The organism is Bacteroides caecigallinarum (assembly GCF_016901995.1).
Lineage (GTDB): Bacteria > Bacteroidota > Bacteroidia > Bacteroidales > Bacteroidaceae > Phocaeicola > Phocaeicola cellulolyticus.
The window spans coordinates 22,096-39,453 of sequence record NZ_JACJLE010000040.1 but is presented as its reverse complement, the minus strand read 5'-3'; the positions used below and the strand labels follow the sequence as shown (position 1 = coordinate 39,453).

The following is a 17,358-nucleotide window of genomic DNA, read 5'->3' as shown; positions in this document are numbered from 1 at the left end:
CGTCACGCCGATGGTACTGCATATTGTGGGAGAGTAGGTAGTCGCCGTCTTATATGAGAGATCCTCGAGGTAGAGATACTTCGGGGATTTTTTGCGTTTATACAATTTAGACTTTGTTTACCTGTAAAATCATTTTTTGAAAGATGTGAAAGTAAAACGCACATAAATTTTACATTACGATTAATTTATTGTAAATTTACCACATTGACAAAAAAATTATATCTATGATAATAAAATCAATTTTAGATACAGACTTATATAAATTCACTACATCATACGCTTATATAAAGTTGTTTCCTTACGCAATAGGAACATTCAGTTTTAAGGATCGTGACGAAACGGTATATTCGGATGAATTCCTGAATGCACTTAAAGAAGAATTCAACAGATTGAAAGGAGTAGGGCTGACATCTGATGAACTTGAATATATGTCTGTCAATTGCAGATTTATGCCAAGAGTATATTGGGAGTGGTTGTCTTCTTTCCGCTTTAATCCTGAGATAATAGAGGTTTATCTTGATGAGGAACGTCATCTGCATATCGAAGTTACCGACTATTTATATAAGGTTACTCTTTATGAAGTTCCTATTCTTGCAATAGTTTCTGAAATAAAGAATATGTTTTTCAATCAGAAACCTTTGAAAGAAGAGGTTCTTGCAAAATTAGCCACTAAAGTGGAGTTGTCCAACTCGAATTCCATGCCATTTTCTGAATTCGGAACACGAAGAAGGTTTTCTTTCGAAGTACATGATTGGGTGGTAGATTATCTGAAGAAACATTCTAAATACTGTACCGGTACATCAAACTGCTATCTTGCCATGAAATATAATATGCGTCCTATGGGAACGCATCCACATGAATGGTTCATGTTTCACGGAGCCCAGTTTGGGTACAAGCATGCCAATTACATGGCATTGGAGAATTGGGTAAATGTGTATGATGGTGATTTGGGTACGGCATTGTCTGATACATATACTTCCGAATCGTTTCTGACAAACTTCAGTCGTAAGCAGGCAAAACTGTTTGATGGCGTAAGATGTGATTCCGGGGATGAACTTGAGTTTGTAGATAAACTTATTGACAGATATAAGGAATTGGGAATAGATCCTGTTACCAAAACAATAATTTTCAGTAATGCTTTGGATTTTGAGAAAGCTTTGTCATTATATAAGTATTGTCAGGGTAAAATAAGATGTTCGTTCGGAATAGGTACGAACCTTACCAATGACACAGGCTACCAGCCGTCGAATATTGTAATGAAATTGTCAAAATGTAAGATGAATGCCAACCAAGGCTGGCGAGAATGTATAAAATTGTCGGATGACATGGGAAAACACATGGGAAGCATAACAGAAGTTCAGGCATGCATGCATGAACTCAGAATAGAATGACCATTAACAGAATTGATATAATAATAGTAATAATATAGTAGAACTATTAAATTGTTGTTAAATACAGAGAAAAACTTTCATTTTATTTCATTATTCCAAAAATATATATACCTTTGCATCGAACAAAAAAAGAATATTATATGAATACAATGTTTTTACATATTTTGCTATGCGGTATTATTATTCTACTGGGAACACCGGTGGGAAGTGAGTCGCGTGCATACTGATGTAAAAATATTAAGATATATCAAGCCTTTCTCACTTCCCTGTGCGAAAGGCTTTTTTTTGATAACTATATAAAATGCAAAGAATATGAGTGAGAGATTATTTATTTTTGACACAACTCTTCGAGATGGTGAGCAGGTTCCTGGTTGTCAGCTTAATACTGTAGAGAAAATTCAGGTTGCCCGCCAGTTGGAAGCACTTGGAGTGGACATTATTGAAGCAGGTTTTCCGGTATCCAGTCCGGGCGATTTCAATTCTGTCATTGAGATTTCAAAGGCTGTTACATGGCCTACTATCTGTGCCCTTACGCGTGCGGTTCAGAAAGATATTGATGTAGCTGCAGAGGCTTTGAAATATGCAAAGCATAAAAGAATTCATACAGGAATCGGTACATCAGATTCACATATCAAGTATAAGTTCAATTCAACAAGAGAAGAAATTATTGAACGTGCTGTTGCAGCAGTGAAATACGCAAAACGATATGTTGAGGATGTGGAGTTCTATGCCGAAGATGCCGGACGTACTGAAAATGAGTATTTGGCCAGAGTGGTAGAAGCTGTAATCAAAGCCGGAGCTACAGTTGTGAACATTCCTGATACTACCGGATACTGCCTTCCTGAAGAATATGGTGCAAAAATCAAATATTTGATGGAACATGTCAATGGTATAGACAAGGCCATAATTTCAACTCACTGTCATAATGATTTGGGTATGGCTACAGCAAATACCATTTCCGGTGTTTTGAACGGAGCCAGACAAGTTGAAGTGACAATCAATGGTATAGGTGAGAGAGCCGGAAACACATCTCTTGAAGAGGTAGCCATGATTCTTCGTTGCCACAATGACATTGATATTGATACAAATATAAATACACAGAAAATCTATCCTACAAGCCGAATGGTTTCAAGCTTGATGAATATGCCTGTCCAGCCTAATAAGGCCATTGTAGGACGTAATGCCTTTGCACATTCGTCGGGAATACACCAGGATGGAGTATTGAAGAATGTTCAGACTTACGAGATTATCGATCCTAAGGATGTGGGTATTGATGATAATGCTATTGTATTGACAGCCCGCAGCGGACGAGCTGCCTTGAAACACAGACTTCATATTCTTGGATTGGATATGACTCAGGAGAAACTTGACAAGGTTTATGAGGATTTCCTTAAACTTGCCGACAAGAAGAAAGATATTTCTGACGATGATATAATGGTATTGGCCGGTGCCGACAGAAATGTGAATCATCATATCAAATTGGAATATCTGCAAGTTACAAGTGGTGTAGGAGTTCGTTCTGTTGCAAGTCTCGGACTTAACATATCAGGTGAGCATTTCGAGGCAGCTGCTACCGGTAATGGTCCTGTGGATGCTGCTATTAAAGCAGTTAAGCAGATTATCAAGCGCCAGATGACACTGAAAGAATTTACTATTCAGGCTATCAGCAAGGGTAGTGATGATGTTGGTAAAGTACACATGCAGGTGGAATATGACGGTCAGATGTATTATGGCTTCGGAGCCAATACAGACATTATTGCCGCATCTGTGGAAGCTTATATCGACTGTATCAACAAGTTCAGAAAATGAAACTTAATTAATAATTAACAATTAATAGTGATTGGTTTTGTTTATATAAAAAACAATAAACTCACAATTTTAAACTTACATGAATACTTTATTTGACAAAATATGGGATGCACACGTAGTGCAGAAGGTTGAAGAAGGACCTACCCAATTATATATAGACCGTCTTTATTGCCACGAAGTGACAAGTCCGCAGGCTTTCGCTGGTATGCGTGCACGCGGTTTGAAGTGTTTCCGTCCTGAGAAAATCTACTGTATGCCGGATCATAACACACCGACTCACGACCAGGACAAACCGATAGAAGACCCTGTATCAAAAGCACAGGTGGATACCTTGGCACAGAATGCTGCCGATTTCGGTCTGACACATTTCGGAATGATGAACAAGAAGAATGGTATCATTCATGTGGTTGGTCCTGAGAGAGGATTGACACTTCCGGGAATGACTATCGTATGTGGTGACTCGCATACATCTACCCACGGTGCCATGGGAGCCGTAGCTTTCGGTATCGGAACAAGTGAAGTGGAAATGGTTATGGCATCACAGTGTATTCTTCAGGCACGCCCAAAGACAATGCGTATTACTATCGACGGAAAACTTGGTAAAGGAGTGACTGCAAAAGACGTAGCTCTTTATATGATGTCAAAGATGACTACAAGTGGTGCAACAGGATATTTCGTAGAATATGCCGGAGAAGCTATCCGCAGCCTTACTATGGAAGGACGTCTTACGCTGTGTAACCTGTCTATCGAGATGGGAGCACGTGGCGGTATGATAGCTCCGGACGAAGTGACTTTCGAATACATCAAAGGACGCGAATATGCACCTAAGGGAGAAGAGTGGGATAAAGCTCTTGCTTATTGGAAGACCTTGAAAAGCGATGATGACGCTGTATTCGATAAAGAAGTCCGTTATGATGCAGCTGATATTCAGCCGATGATTACATACGGAACTAATCCTGGTATGGGCATGGCAATTACTTCGAATATTCCAACTACAGATGGTATGAGTGAAGTGGAAAAAGGTTCTTTCGAGAAATCTATGCAGTACATGGGATTTACTCCAGGTGAAAGTCTTATAGGAAAGAAAGTGGATTATGTTTTCCTTGGTGCATGTACAAACGGACGTATAGAAGATTTCCGCGCCTTTGCTTCAATCGTTAAAGGACGTAAGAAAGCTGATAATATTACTGCATGGCTCGTTCCGGGCTCATGGATGGTGGACGAACAGATTCGTGAAGAAGGCTTGGACAAAGTTCTTGAAGAAGCCGGATTTGAAATACGTCAGCCGGGATGCTCTGCATGTCTTGCCATGAATGACGACAAAATACCTGCTGGTAAATATTCTGTTTCTACAAGCAACAGAAACTTTGAGGGACGTCAGGGACCTGGCTCAAGAACATTGCTTGCAAGTCCGCTTACAGCCGCAGCTGCAGCAGTAACAGGAGTGATAACAGATCCAAGAACACTTATGTAATCAGTAAAATTGAGTATAACAATGAAACAGAAATTCAATATAATAACAAGCACTTGTATCCCTTTGCCTTTGGAAAATGTGGATACAGACCAGATAATCCCGGCACGTTTCCTCAAAGCCACTACACGTGATGAAAAGTTTTTCGGTGACAATCTTTTCCGCGATTGGAGATATAATCCGGACGGATCGTTGAATAAAGATTTTGTTCTTAATGATTCTAAATACAGCGGACAGGTACTGGTGGCAGGAAAGAACTTCGGAAGCGGTTCAAGCCGTGAGCATGCGGCATGGGCTATAGCCGGATATGGATTCAGAGTGGTAGTGTCAAGTTTCTTTGCCGATATCCACAAGAATAACGAACTGAACAATTTCGTTCTTCCGGTAGTGGTAAGCGAAGAATTCCTGAAGGAACTTTTCGATTCTATATATGCCGACCCTAAAACTGAGGTAGAAGTAAACCTTCCGGAACAGACCATCACCAACAAGGCTACAGGCAAATCTGAGAAATTCGAGATAAATGCTTATAAAAAGCATTGTCTGATGAACGGTCTGGACGATATAGACTTCCTTGTAGAAAACAGGGACAAGATAGCAGCATACGAAGAAGCTGTAAGTAACAGATAATAATTGAACTGATAAATATGGATCATCCTGTAATAGAAATAATGGATACAACACTCCGCGACGGTGAACAGACCAGTGGAGTATCGTTTGTTCCACACGAAAAACTGATGATAGCCCGCATGCTGCTTGAAGACCTGAAGGTTGACAGGATAGAAGTGGCATCGGCACGTGTGTCCGACGGAGAACTGAATGCTGTCAGGATGATATGCGATTGGGCAGCACGCCACAATATGCTATATAAGGTAGAAGTACTTGGTTTTGTGGACGGAACTGTCTCTGTAGATTGGATACATGATGCTGGCGGACGGGTGATAAACCTTCTTTCGAAGGGCTCGGAGAAACACTGCCGCTATCAGCTGAAGAAAACACTGGAAGAACATCTTGAAGATATTCGCCGTACAGTGGCATACGCTTTGGACCGCGATATGGAGGTAAATCTTTATCTGGAAGACTGGAGTAACGGTATGAAAGATTCTCCGGAATATGTTTTCGGACTTGTTGACGGATTGCTTGATGCAGGAATCAAACGTTTTATGTTGCCTGATACACTTGGAATACTCAATCCTCTTCAGGTGATAGAGTATATGCGCAAAATGAAAAAACGTTATCCTGATTTGCATTTCGATTTCCATGCGCATAATGACTATGACCTGGCTGTCAGCAATGTATTGGCTGCAGTTTTGAGCGGTGTGAAAGGTCTTCATACTACAATTAATGGTCTAGGCGAGCGTGCAGGGAACGCTCCTCTTGCCAGTGTGCAGGCGATATTGAAAGATCATTTTCAGGCTATCACACATATTGACGAGAGCCGCTTGAACGAGATAAGCCGTACCGTTGAATCATATTCTGGTATAAGTATCCCAGCCAACAAGCCTATAGTAGGTCAGAATGTGTTTACTCAGGTGGCAGGTGTTCATGCCGACGGTGACAGCAAGAATAATCTTTACTTCAATGACCTTCAGCCTGAGCGTTTCGGTCGTGTGAGGGAATATGCTTTGGGTAAGAACTCAGGTAAGGCAAATATCCGGAAAAATCTTGAAAGTCTGGGACTTGAACTGGATGAAGAATCAATGCGTAAGGTTACAGACCGTATAATTGAACTTGGCGACCGTAAGGAAATCGTTACTCAGGATGATTTGCCATATATCATAAGCGATGTGCTCAAACATGATACGGTGGATAAGAAGGTTAAGCTTTTGAGTTATTTTGTCACTCTTGCCCAGGGATTGAAACCGATGGCTACGTTGAGTATTGAGATAGACGGTAAGGTATATCAGGAAAGCTCAAGCGGTGACGGTCAGTACGATGCCTTTGTGCGTGCATTGCGTAAGATATATAAAGGAACACTGAACCGTAAGTTCCCTATGCTCGTGAATTATGCGGTAACAATTCCGCCTGGCGGACGTACAGATGCGTTTGTACAGACTGTGATAACTTGGAATTACGAAGATAAGGAATTCCGTACTCGCGGTTTGGATGCCGACCAGACGGAAGCTGCAATCAAAGCAACGATTAAGATGCTGAATCTTATAGAACAGTGATTATGAGAAAACATTATTTTATAATCTTTGTATTGATACTGGTTGTAAATGTATTGCTGCGAAGGTTTGCCCTCGGCCCTGAATGTCAGGATAGTAATTTGTTGGTAAATGTATTTATAGCTTTGATATTGACTTCTCTATATATAGTCATTGAAAAGTTTATATTTTTTATAATAAACAAGAATAGAAAAAATAAAAAGTGATATGGATTTTAAAATAGCAGTATTAGCCGGCGACGGAATAGGACCGGAAATCTCCGTACAGGGAGTAGATGTAATGACAGCCGTTTGTGAAAAATTCGGCCATAAAGTTTCATATGAATATGCCATCTGTGGTGCAGATGCAATAGATAAAGTGGGCGATCCGTTTCCGGAAGCAACTTACGAGGTTTGTAAAAATGCCGATGCAGTATTGTTCTCTGCAGTAGGCGATCCTAAATTTGATAATGACCCAACTGCAAAAGTCCGTCCGGAACAGGGACTTCTGGCTATGCGCAAAAAACTCGGATTATTTGCAAACATCCGTCCTGTACAGACTTTCAAATGTCTGGTACACAAGTCACCTCTTAAGGCAGAGCTTGTTGACGGCGCAGACTTCCTTTGCATACGCGAGCTGACAGGTGGTATGTATTTCGGCGAAAAATATCAGGACAACGACAAGGCATACGATACAAATATGTACACACGTCCTGAAATCGAAAGAATCCTGAAAGTAGGTTTCGAATATGCAATGAAGCGCCGCAAACATCTTACTGTTGTTGATAAGGCAAATGTTCTTGCTTCTTCACGTTTGTGGAGACAGATTGCTCAGGAAATGGCTCCGCAGTATCCTGAAGTTACTACAGACTATATGTTTGTTGACAATGCAGCAATGAAGATGATTCAGGAACCTAAGTTCTTCGATGTAATGGTTACAGAAAATACATTCGGCGACATCCTTACAGACGAAGGCTCTGTAATCAGCGGTTCTATGGGACTTCTTCCTTCTGCTTCTACAGGCGAAAGCACACCGGTATTCGAGCCTATTCATGGTTCATGGCCACAGGCTAAGGGGCTGAACATCGCCAATCCGTTGGCACAGATATTGTCCGTAGCAATGCTGTTCGAATATTTCGACTGTAAGGAAGAAGGTGCATTGATCCGTCGTGCTGTTGATGCTTCACTCGATGCAAATGTCCGTACTCCTGAAATTCAGGTAGAAGGTGGTGCCAAGTATGGTACTAAGGAAGTTGGTCAGTGGATTGTAGATTATATCAAGAAAGCATAATCTTTACTCATATACATATAAGAAGTCCGGACAGTTTTTTTTCTTCTGTCCGGATTTTTTTATATTCAGTGGTCGAATGTAATAATCTTACTGTGGTTTTCCTTTAAAGAATTTATGTTCCTTTATATTCTTGATTTTTATTTCTGCGTCTTGATAGTAAGTTCTTCCGTCGTTGTCTATTTCTCCGTTTTCGTCATACTTATAACGCTTGTCTTCAGGAACATTTTCCATATATTTGTTGAAATATTTTAAAGCATTCTCATAGTCATTTCTGTAATAATATCTGCATCTGATGGTATAGAACAACACATTTTCCTTGGAGTATTCGTATTGCTTTAATAAAGCGGCTATTTCACCTTTGGTGTCAAGGTTCAGTTCACAGCATTCTGCCAGACCTTTGTAGAGTCGGATCATAACACTGTCTGTTGGCATGGTCAGCGATATGGCGGTATTCATGGCTTCTACACCTTCTCCTTTCCATGAAGTACGGGCAGCAGATTTGGCGAAATAATATAAGGCACCTGTGTTTGGTCCTGACGGTTGCATTATGCTTATAGCCTTTTTCAGATTGTCGTAAGCGGAATAAAAGTCATAGTTGCCGTAGTACGACATACCGAGATAGAACAGTGTCAGATAAGAATTGTCGCCCATTCTTTTCAAGCTTTCATATCTTTCTATCGCTTTGGGGTACATTTTCATCATGCAGAAAGCTTTTGCATTTTGACGGTTCACGTCTATGTTGAGTGAGTCATGTCGTCGGTATTCCTCTGTAATGAGAATTGCGTATGAATACTGCCCATTGTTGTTTACCATATTGGCTATTCTGGATATAATCTGAGGGTCTAGCGAATCACGGCGAAATGCTGCATTATATCCTGCGAATGCAGATAGAGGATCTTCGTTTTCGTATGTTTCTCCCAGCAGTCGGTATGCCGTAGCCGATGTAGAATCGCGGTCTATCCAGTCATGACACGCTTTCCTTGCATTTTCCAGGTCGTCAAGAGCAATCAGGGCATTGATGTGTTTCTGTCTGAAGAAAGATTTGTCGGGTCTGAGTCTAACGGCATGAGCGTATGCTTCAGAGCTTTTCCTCACATCTCCAATCCTTCTGTAGCACTCCGCTATTTCTGCCCATGATTTTAGTGAAGTACTGTCCTGCTCAAGCCTCTTCTGGAATAGCGGAAGTGCGGTTTGCCATTTGTTGAGTTCCTTACAAGCCTGTAGTCTGAGTTCCGTACATTCCTCGTCAAGCGAGTCGGTACACGAAGTAAGTTCGAGAACCTTTTCGTATTCGTAGTTATCAATGGCAATTCTTATGCTGTCCTTGTTTTGAGCTTTTATATTATTGTTTATACATAATAAAAGGATCAGTATATATTGAAATTTCATATTTTGATACTTATTGAATTTTATGATTATTTTCATGAAAAAAGAATCCACTTTAAAATATATTTTCGTAACTCTATATAGAAGTTTGTTCAGATATATCTTAAAGTGGATTCAGAAAACTGATTTACTGTAGTCTGAATGCTACAGGGACAGTGTATTTCACTCTTACAACCTGACCTTTCTGCATTCCCGGTTTCCATTTTGGCATTCCGCCCAATACTCGCAATGCTTCAGCGTCAAGGTCCGGATCTACAGAACGTACAACATTGAATTCAGTAGGAGTTCCGTCCTTTTCAACTACGAACTGTACAATAACTCTTCCTTGCACTTTTTTGTCCTGAGCTGCCTTAGGATATTTTATATTATCCTTAAGGTATGTCATAAGCTCCTTCATGCCTCCAGGGAATTCAGGCATCTGTTCCACTACGGCAAATGCTTCGTCTTTTGTGACAGGTTTGTCAATAGGGACTTCCTCTACATCAGGTTTTACTGTAACAGCATTTTCTTTTACATCATCAGTCTTTGTTGCTTCCGAAGAGCATGAAATGTTTCCGGCAAGGAGTAGAGCAAAGGCCGGAATGGTGAACAGGGCATATTTGATATGGCCCGCACCGTTTGTCTTTTTCTTGTTCATCATAATGATACGTTGTTTAAGGTGAGAAAAATTAAAATTATTAGATAAACCGTACTTGTGACTGTATGTCAGTCCAAGCAGGTGATATTGATAGCTTTTTGTGGCAAATCCCGCATCCATAACCTTTCTGTCTGCCAGGAATTCAAGATTCAGTCTCACTTCGCGTTTCATAAGCCATGCGAATGGATTTATCCAGCAACATATATTTACCAGTTCGGAGATAATTACATCTATGGAATGTCTCTGGCGTACATGAGCCATTTCGTGAGTGAGAATTTCGCTTATTTCCTCTTCTTTTACATTGTCAGGATTCAGGAAAATCCAATTGAAGAATGAAAATGGTCCTGACTTGTCTTTCATGCATTTTATACGTATTCCGTTCACTGTTTTTTCCGGTGTACGGAGTATAATCATATATAGGCTAATGGCCTGAACAATCAGTCTTACGGATAATGCCAATATACCTGCGATGTATATATTTTTTATCCATTCGGAAATTACGAATACCTGATTTCCCGGTTCCGTTCCAGATGTTCCGACTACAATTTCGGGAATAGTGGTGGAATAATCAAAATTTGTCAGCATTACCAGGCTTTCACGTGTCTCCATCCATTCACGGATATCAATCAGTGGTATGATGAACGGAAGAATAAGTGACAGCAATAGTATCAACCGTCTTGAATTGAAGAGGGTATCGCGTGTGCATATCAGTTTATACAGTGCGTAAAACAGGATTATGCCCAAATTGACTTGAAGTAGGTATATCATAAATAATGTATTTTAAAGTATTGAAGATTTTACAGTTATCTGACAGAGATTTATTTGTCATCTTCTTTTTCTATCAGATTTATGATTTCGTTAAGTTCGTCTTTCGAAATCTTCTGTTCCTTGGCGAAGAAAGAAACCATTTCCTTGTATGAGTTGGCAAAGTAGTTTTTTACCAGACTGCTTACCGAATTTTTGGTATATTCTTCCTGTTTCACCAGTGGGGTATATCTGTAAGTGTTTCCGAACTTTTCGGCTTTCAGGTAACCCTTTCTTTTAAGATTGGTTATTATTGATGCAACCGTGGTATAGGGTGGGAGCGGTTCGTCATAACATCCCACTACATCTTTCACATAGCAAGGTCCCAATTTCCATATAAAGCGCATAGCTTCTTCTTCCTGAAATGTAAGTTTTTCCATATCGTATCAATCTTTTAATTACTAACTTTTCGCAAATCTACGAAATAATCGTAATTATGCAAATATTAGAAGGTTAAACATGGTTAATATCAGAATTAATTATCATTGTCCGTTTGAGGTAGAAGTTAACAATAAAACGACAGTTCATTTTACTTAGAATGAACTGTCGTTTTTGTACGGGTGTTTTGTGGTTGAAATTATGTCAAAATTTTTTCACTCTGATATGGCAATAAGGCTCGCCTCCCGTTTTGTCATAGTAATGTTGGTGGTAGTCCTCTGCTTCCCAAAAATGTGATGCCGGAGTAAGTGCTGTATTGACTTCATATCCTTTGTCGCGTAAGATGGAAATTACATTCTGTGCCTGTTCCAGCTGTGAATTATCAAGATAGAAAATCTCACTTCTGTATTGAGGACCTATGTCAGGACCTTGCCCGTCAGTCTGTGCAGGGTCGTGTATTTCAAAAAACAGTTTACACAGGTCTGTGTATGAAATTTTTTCGGCGTCATACTCTACAAGTACCGCTTCGGCATGTCCTGTAGTGTGAGCCTTTACTTCCTGATATGTAGGGTTTTCCTTGTGGCCACCTATGTATCCCACTGTGGTGTTTATCACACCGTTTGCCCTTTCCATCTGGTGTTGTACTCCCCAGAAACATCCGCAGGCAAAAATAGCTTTTTCTGTTTTCATGATTTCAGTCAGTTTTATAAATGAATGTGCAAACATACAAAAAGATTTTAACTGCTGCACTATATATCTGTTTATCTGTTACCTTTGCGTCATAAACTACTGAATATTCGTGATTATGAAGAAAATATTGATACTCATTTTTATATCGTTTTGTACTTTATTCCAATCTTATTCGCAATCGTACAATGAGATTGTAGATCGTGCGATGAAATATGCCTTGACTGATAGTCTTGTACAGGCAGAACAGCTTTTCCGTGAAGCGTTGAAGATAGATCCTAACAATGCGCGTAATGCCCTTCTTTTTTCCAATCTTGGTACGGTGCTGAAGCGTATGGGGCGTACGGATGAGGCTATAGAAGCATATACCATGGCTCTTAATATCACTCCGTATTCCACAGCCATGCTTCTAAACCGTGGAACTCTGTATCTTGACAAAGGATTGGATTCAAAAGCGTATGTAGATTTCTGTAACGTTATAGACCTTATACCTGAGAATATAGAAGCACGTCTTTATCGTGCATACATTTATATGCAGAGGCGTGAATATAAGGAGGCACGCATAGACTATAATGTAATAGTAGGCAAGGAACCGTCGCACAAGGCTGCCAGAATAGGTCTGGCAATGCTTGATCAACTTGAGGGAAACCTTACTGGGGCACGTGACAAATTGAATCTGCTCATCGGTGAGTTCACTGGTGATGCATCACTCTTGATAATGAGAGCAAATCTTGATTTGGAAAGAGGATATCCCGAGGCTGCTGTTCTTGACCTGGAAGAAGCGTTGCGTCTTAATCCTAATGATGCGGAAACCACAGTGCAGTTGGGTGATGTTTATCTGTCATTGAAAGATAAGGACAAGGCCCTTAAGGCATACGAAAAAGCTATCTCTTTGGGGATACCTCGTTCGGCACTCTTGGAGCAGATTAAGAAATGCAAATAGGTAATACTTGGTGTTTTATCCTATATTTATATCTTTATGAGTTGTAATATTTCTTTATCGCATTTACAAAACCACGTCCGTATTTCTTCTTTTTATATTCGCTGAATCCTGAAATGTCGTCAAGGTCTTCCAGGGTTTTGGGTTTCTTGTCGCAAAGCGATTGCAGCGTACTGTCGGACATTACAATATATGGAGGAATGGCTTCCTGTTCTGCCAGCTTTAGTCTTAACAGACGCAGAGTCTCGAACAGGGAGTCTTCATTTTCCATATTCCCGTAAGCATTTTTCTTAATCTGTACAGGCGATGTAACGATAGTGTTCTTTTTATATTGCTTATTGGAGAATTCATCTTCTTTAATGACAACCAGTTCCGCATTCTGTTTTCCGTACAGAACCTTGGCTCCCAGTTCGGTTATTTTCAGATGGTTGTTTTCGTTGTATGCTATTTCTATGTATCCCATGTTCAGCATTTGTAGCAGATAGTTCTGCCAGTGGCGTGAAGGAATGTCCCTTCCGGCTCCGAAAGTCTTTATTTTGTCGTATCCCTTTTCCGAAATTTCTTGTGTAAAGTTGCCTCGTAGTATTTCTATAAGAGTCCCTGTGGCTATCTGTTGGTTGGTTCTTGCTATTGCGCTCAGAGCTTTCTGTATAATAATAGTTCCATCAAATCTTTCAGGAGGATTACGGCATACGTCGCAATTGCCGCAGTCATGTTCCATTGTCTCTCCGAAGTAACTCAACAGGATTCTTCTTCGGCAGATGTCGGCTTCGGCATATTGCTGCATACGGTTAAGTTTCTCTATGTTTATTTCCTTCTGGTTGCTTTCTTCGGCAAATTTGGTAAGTTGGATCATGTCGCCAAGTGAATAGAACAACATAGTGTCGCTCTTCATGCCATCTCTACCAGCACGTCCTATTTCCTGATAGAAACTTTCTATGCTTTTAGGCAGGTTGTAGTGTATCACCCATCTTACGTTCGACTTGTCTATTCCCATTCCGAAAGCAACGGTGGCGCACACTATCTGTACACGGTCGTTGATGAAATCATCCTGTGTCTGTTCGCGTTCGAAATTCGACAGTCCTGCATGATATACTGCAGTGTCGAAACCTTCGTCGTAAAGAAGTTCGGCAACTTTCTCGGTAGTCTTTCTGCTCATGCAGTATATTATTCCGCTTTCATTGCCATGTTTTTCTATGAATCTTTTTATTATTCTGATTTTTTCTTTCTGCTGATATCCTTTCTTTACGTCAAGACTCAGGTTAGGACGGTCGAACGAGGAAATGAACACTTCCGGTTCATTCATTTTCAGCTGTTTTACTATGTCCTGACGTGTAATTTTGTCTGCTGTGGCAGTAAGTGCCACTATCGGAATCCTGGGGAGCTGTTTTCTAAGTATGTCCAGCTGTGTGTATTCAGGGCGGAAATCATGTCCCCATTGCGAAATGCAGTGAGCTTCGTCTATGGCAAAAAGAGATATCTTAATGTCTCTGAGCAGATAGCTTGTTTCAGATATAAGTCTTTCTGGAGATATATATAGCAGTTTTACTTTTCCCTGCAGGCACTCCATACGTACATTCGTATTGTCAGTATCAGTGTTCATGCTGTTCAGTGCGCGTGCGGCTATGCCGTTGGCCTGTAATGCTTCCACCTGGTCTTTCATCAGCGAAATCAGTGGTGAAACCACTATGGCTGTACCTTCCATCATAAGTGCCGGAATCTGGTAGCATAAGGATTTGCCCCCACCTGTAGGCATAAGAACCAAGGTGTCTTTTTTGTTTAGTATATTTGTGATTATTTCTTTCTGTTGAGGACGGAACTCTGTATATCCGAAATATGTTTTGAGAATATCGAGCATTTGATAAGTCTGTTTTTGTTTGTGCAAAGATAATATTCAGCGTCTATACATACGAAAAAATGTTGACAAATATTTTGTAGTCTGAAAAAAATCTTACAAATTTGTATTGAAAAAATGTGAACTAGGACTAAAATAAATCAGCACAAATGGAAAATAATCATGAAGTAATGAATAATGAAAATGACGTACAGGTGAAGATGCCATATAATCTTAGAGAAAAGAAAATAAAGTCTGCACCTTATAGAGATCTTATAAGGACAGAACTGGCAGACGAACTTTACGACAGGATATATGAGCTGGTAGTAACGCAAAAAAAGTACAAGCAGCCTAACTTCTCAGCCAGCGATCTGGCCAAGATACTGAAGACTAATACCAGATATCTTTCAGCTGTGGTTAATTCCAAGTTCAAAATGAATTTTTCGTGCCTGCTTAATGAATATAGAATTAGGGATGCAAAACGTATGCTTTCAGACAAAAGATATGCCGGAAAGAACATCGAGGAAATAAGTGCGATGTCAGGGTTTGCAAACCGTCAGTCTTTTTATGCAGCTTTCTACAGAATTGTAGGTATTACTCCTAATGAATACAGAAAAAATCATGAAAACGCCTGAAGATAATTTTAATTATTCTGTAGAGCAGTTTGCCGATCTGCAGATTTTACGATATAGAGTACATGGTTTCGAATCTTTGACATTAAATCAGAAGAAACTTATTTATTATCTCTCTGAATCAGCTTTGAACGGGCGTGATATTTTGTTCGACCAGAACGGTAAGTATAACATGAAGATACGCCGTCTTCTTGAAGCTGTGTATTTACATTACGACGGCGACCGTTCGGATTCGGAATTTCTGGCGTTCGAAGTGTATCTGAAGAGAGTTTGGTTCTCAAGCGGAATTCATCATCATTATTCCACAGACAAATTCATTCCGGGATTTTCTGTGGATTTTCTTCGTGATGCTGTTATGTCATTGGATAAATCTCAATTGCCATTGTCCGAAGGAGAGACTGTGGTGGGATTATGTAATAAATTGTTTCCTGTAATTTTCGACCCTGATATAATGCCTAAACGTGTTAATCAGGCAGATGGTGAAGATTTGTTGCTGACATCGGCTTCGAATTATTATGTAGGTGTCACACAGCAGGAGGCAGAGGATTTTTATGCTGCCATGAAATCGCCGGATGACGAGACTCCTGTCATGTACGGAATGAACAGTCGTTTGGAAAAGAAAAACGGAGAGATTACCGAAGTGGTCTGGAAACTTGACGGTGAATATGGTAATGCCATCCGTAAAATTGTTTATTGGCTTGAAAAGGCTATGGATGTGGCAGAAAATGAACATCAGAAAGAGGTGATACGTCTGCTCATAGAATTTTACCGTACAGGAGATTTGAAAATATTTGACGATTATTCCATTTGCTGGCTAAAGGATACAGAATCTCGTATCGATTTTGTAAATGGATTTATAGAAAGCTATGGCGATCCGCTCGGAATGAAAGCCAGCTGGGAGTCAATAGTAAACTTTAAAGATATGGAGGCTACTCACCGCACTGAGGTGTTGAGTAGTAATGCTCAGTGGTTTGAAGACCATTCGCCGGTATCTTCACAATTCAAGAAGTCTGAAGTGAAGGGTGTATCAGCAAAAGTCATTACGGCTGCCATACTTGCGGGCGATCTTTATCCTGCCAGTGCTATAGGTATCAATCTTCCTAATTCAAACTGGATTCGCAGTGTTCACGGTTCCAAGTCAGTGACAATCGGCAATCTTACTGATGCATATAACAAGGCTGCCAGAGGTAACGGTTTCAGAGATGAGTTTGTGTATAGTGAATATGAAAAGCAGCTGCTCGACAAATATGCGGATATAACAGGTGACCTTCATACAGACTTGCATGAATGTCTCGGTCACGGTTCCGGCAAACTCCTTCCTGGCGTTGATCCTGACGCTTTGAAGGCATATGGCGCTACAATAGAAGAGGCACGTGCTGATTTGTTCGGACTTTATTACATACCTGATGCAAAAATGGTCGAGCTCGGCCTTACTCCGGACAGTGAGGCTTACAAGGCTGAATATTATTCGTATATGATGAACGGATTGATGACTCAGCTTGTCAGGATAGAGCCGGGATGCTGTATTGAAGAATCGCACATGCGTAACCGTCAGCTCATTGCTGCATGGGCTTTGGAGCATGGGGCAGGAGATGGTGTTGTGCAGCTGGTTGTAAAAGATGGAAAAACATTTGTTGTCATAAATGACTATGAAAAGTTGCGCTTACTGTTTGGCGAATTGCTTGCCGAAATCCAAAGAATAAAGAGCGAAGGTGATTATGAGGCGGCACGTGAACTGGTAGAGAAATATGCCGTAAAAGTTAATCAGAAATTGCATTCTGAAGTTCTTGAAAGATACAAGTCTCTTAATCTTGCTCCATATAAAGGATTTATAAATCCTGTTTATAGTGTTGTGACAGACGATGACAATAATATAATAGACGTAAAAACAGACTATAGCGAAGGTTATGCCGAACAGATGCTTCGTTATAGCCGAGATTATTCTAATCTTTGAA

At 40.3% G+C, this 17,358-nt stretch carries 14 protein-coding genes; 9 read left to right on the top strand and 5 right to left on the bottom strand.

What is annotated here, in order from left to right; all coding sequences use genetic code 11:
• The first annotated feature begins 224 nt into the window (after positions 1-224).
• From pncB to leuB, 6 genes are all read left to right on the top strand, one after another.
• Positions 225-1,391: a nicotinate phosphoribosyltransferase gene (pncB, locus tag H6A61_RS10920; protein WP_204393580.1), complete on the top strand. Its 1,167-nt coding sequence runs from the start codon at positions 225-227 to the stop codon at positions 1,389-1,391.
• 312 nt (positions 1,392-1,703) lie between these two features.
• Positions 1,704-3,200 carry a 2-isopropylmalate synthase gene (locus H6A61_RS10915; RefSeq protein WP_154043983.1) on the top strand — a complete coding sequence of 499 codons (1,497 nt, stop codon included), beginning with the start codon at positions 1,704-1,706 and terminating at the stop codon, positions 3,198-3,200.
• 79 nt (positions 3,201-3,279) lie between these two features.
• Positions 3,280-4,674: a 3-isopropylmalate dehydratase large subunit gene (gene leuC, locus H6A61_RS10910; protein ID WP_204393578.1), complete on the top strand. Its 1,395-nt coding sequence runs from the start codon at positions 3,280-3,282 to the stop codon at positions 4,672-4,674.
• A 21-nt stretch (positions 4,675-4,695) separates the two neighbouring features.
• On the top strand, positions 4,696-5,298 hold the full coding sequence (gene leuD, locus H6A61_RS10905) for a 3-isopropylmalate dehydratase small subunit (protein WP_204393576.1): 603 nt from the start codon (positions 4,696-4,698) through the stop codon (positions 5,296-5,298).
• Between the two features lie 17 nt (positions 5,299-5,315).
• A complete protein-coding gene (locus tag H6A61_RS10900; protein WP_154043980.1) occupies positions 5,316-6,839 on the top strand; it encodes an alpha-isopropylmalate synthase regulatory domain-containing protein in 1,524 nt (507 codons plus the stop codon).
• A gap of 204 nt (positions 6,840-7,043) precedes the next feature.
• Entirely contained in the window at positions 7,044-8,105 is a 1,062-nt protein-coding gene (leuB, locus tag H6A61_RS10895) for a 3-isopropylmalate dehydrogenase (protein ID WP_154043979.1), read from the top strand.
• A gap of 87 nt (positions 8,106-8,192) precedes the next feature.
• On the opposite strand, the gene H6A61_RS10890 is transcribed toward leuB, so the two are convergent.
• The 4 genes from H6A61_RS10890 to msrA form a co-directional block, all read right to left on the bottom strand.
• Positions 8,193-9,494 (bottom strand): tetratricopeptide repeat protein, encoded by a 1,302-nt coding sequence (locus H6A61_RS10890; RefSeq protein WP_204393574.1) that lies wholly within the window; start codon positions 9,492-9,494, stop codon positions 8,193-8,195.
• Positions 9,495-9,618: 124 nt separating this feature from the next.
• Positions 9,619-10,896: a M56 family metallopeptidase gene (locus H6A61_RS10885; protein ID WP_204393572.1), complete on the bottom strand. Its 1,278-nt coding sequence runs from the start codon at positions 10,894-10,896 to the stop codon at positions 9,619-9,621.
• A 50-nt stretch (positions 10,897-10,946) separates the two neighbouring features.
• The gene (locus H6A61_RS10880; RefSeq protein WP_204393570.1) at positions 10,947-11,312 is read right to left on the bottom strand and encodes a BlaI/MecI/CopY family transcriptional regulator; all 366 of its coding nucleotides are present in this window, start codon (positions 11,310-11,312) and stop codon (positions 10,947-10,949) included.
• A gap of 202 nt (positions 11,313-11,514) precedes the next feature.
• Positions 11,515-12,000: a peptide-methionine (S)-S-oxide reductase MsrA gene (msrA, locus tag H6A61_RS10875; protein WP_204393568.1), complete on the bottom strand. Its 486-nt coding sequence runs from the start codon at positions 11,998-12,000 to the stop codon at positions 11,515-11,517.
• Positions 12,001-12,115: 115 nt separating this feature from the next.
• On the opposite strand from msrA, the gene H6A61_RS10870 reads away from it, so the two are divergent.
• The gene (locus H6A61_RS10870) at positions 12,116-12,940 is read left to right on the top strand and encodes a tetratricopeptide repeat protein (protein WP_204393566.1); all 825 of its coding nucleotides are present in this window, start codon (positions 12,116-12,118) and stop codon (positions 12,938-12,940) included.
• Positions 12,941-12,974: 34 nt separating this feature from the next.
• Here H6A61_RS10870 and recQ read toward each other — a convergent pair whose 3' ends face one another.
• Complete coding sequence (gene recQ / locus H6A61_RS10865) at positions 12,975-14,795, bottom strand: DNA helicase RecQ (RefSeq protein ID WP_204393564.1); 1,821 nt, start codon at positions 14,793-14,795, stop codon at positions 12,975-12,977.
• 146 nt (positions 14,796-14,941) lie between these two features.
• Here recQ and H6A61_RS10860 point away from each other — a divergent pair, with 146 nt between their 5' ends.
• Positions 14,942-15,406 carry a helix-turn-helix domain-containing protein gene (locus H6A61_RS10860; RefSeq protein ID WP_235340630.1) on the top strand — a complete coding sequence of 155 codons (465 nt, stop codon included), beginning with the start codon at positions 14,942-14,944 and terminating at the stop codon, positions 15,404-15,406.
• Positions 15,393-17,357, top strand: a complete 1,965-nt coding sequence (locus H6A61_RS10855) for a dipeptidyl-peptidase 3 family protein (protein ID WP_204393562.1) — start codon at positions 15,393-15,395, stop codon at positions 17,355-17,357. The genes H6A61_RS10860 and H6A61_RS10855 overlap by 14 nt, the downstream gene beginning before the upstream one ends.
• Position 17,358: the final 1 nt, after the last annotated feature.

Bases quoted from the DNA above. Each gene is read 5' to 3' on its own strand.
- H6A61_RS10890 (WP_204393574.1), bottom strand. From the start codon at position 9,494: ATGAAATTTCAATATATACTGATCCTTTTATTATGTATAAACAATAAT.
- msrA (WP_204393568.1), bottom strand. From the start codon at position 12,000: ATGAAAACAGAAAAAGCTATTTTTGCCTGCGGATGTTTCTGGGGAGTA.
- pncB (WP_204393580.1), top strand. From the start codon at position 225: ATGATAATAAAATCAATTTTAGATACAGACTTATATAAATTCACTACA.
- H6A61_RS10880 (WP_204393570.1), bottom strand. From the start codon at position 11,312: ATGGAAAAACTTACATTTCAGGAAGAAGAAGCTATGCGCTTTATATGG.
- H6A61_RS10870 (WP_204393566.1), top strand. From the start codon at position 12,116: ATGAAGAAAATATTGATACTCATTTTTATATCGTTTTGTACTTTATTC.
- H6A61_RS10900 (WP_154043980.1), top strand. From the start codon at position 5,316: ATGGATCATCCTGTAATAGAAATAATGGATACAACACTCCGCGACGGT.
- leuD (WP_204393576.1), top strand. From the start codon at position 4,696: ATGAAACAGAAATTCAATATAATAACAAGCACTTGTATCCCTTTGCCT.
- recQ (WP_204393564.1), bottom strand. From the start codon at position 14,795: ATGCTCGATATTCTCAAAACATATTTCGGATATACAGAGTTCCGTCCT.
- H6A61_RS10860 (WP_235340630.1), top strand. From the start codon at position 14,942: ATGGAAAATAATCATGAAGTAATGAATAATGAAAATGACGTACAGGTG.
- leuB (WP_154043979.1), top strand. From the start codon at position 7,044: ATGGATTTTAAAATAGCAGTATTAGCCGGCGACGGAATAGGACCGGAA.
- H6A61_RS10915 (WP_154043983.1), top strand. From the start codon at position 1,704: ATGAGTGAGAGATTATTTATTTTTGACACAACTCTTCGAGATGGTGAG.
- leuC (WP_204393578.1), top strand. From the start codon at position 3,280: ATGAATACTTTATTTGACAAAATATGGGATGCACACGTAGTGCAGAAG.
- H6A61_RS10855 (WP_204393562.1), top strand. From the start codon at position 15,393: ATGAAAACGCCTGAAGATAATTTTAATTATTCTGTAGAGCAGTTTGCC.
- H6A61_RS10885 (WP_204393572.1), bottom strand. From the start codon at position 10,896: ATGATATACCTACTTCAAGTCAATTTGGGCATAATCCTGTTTTACGCA.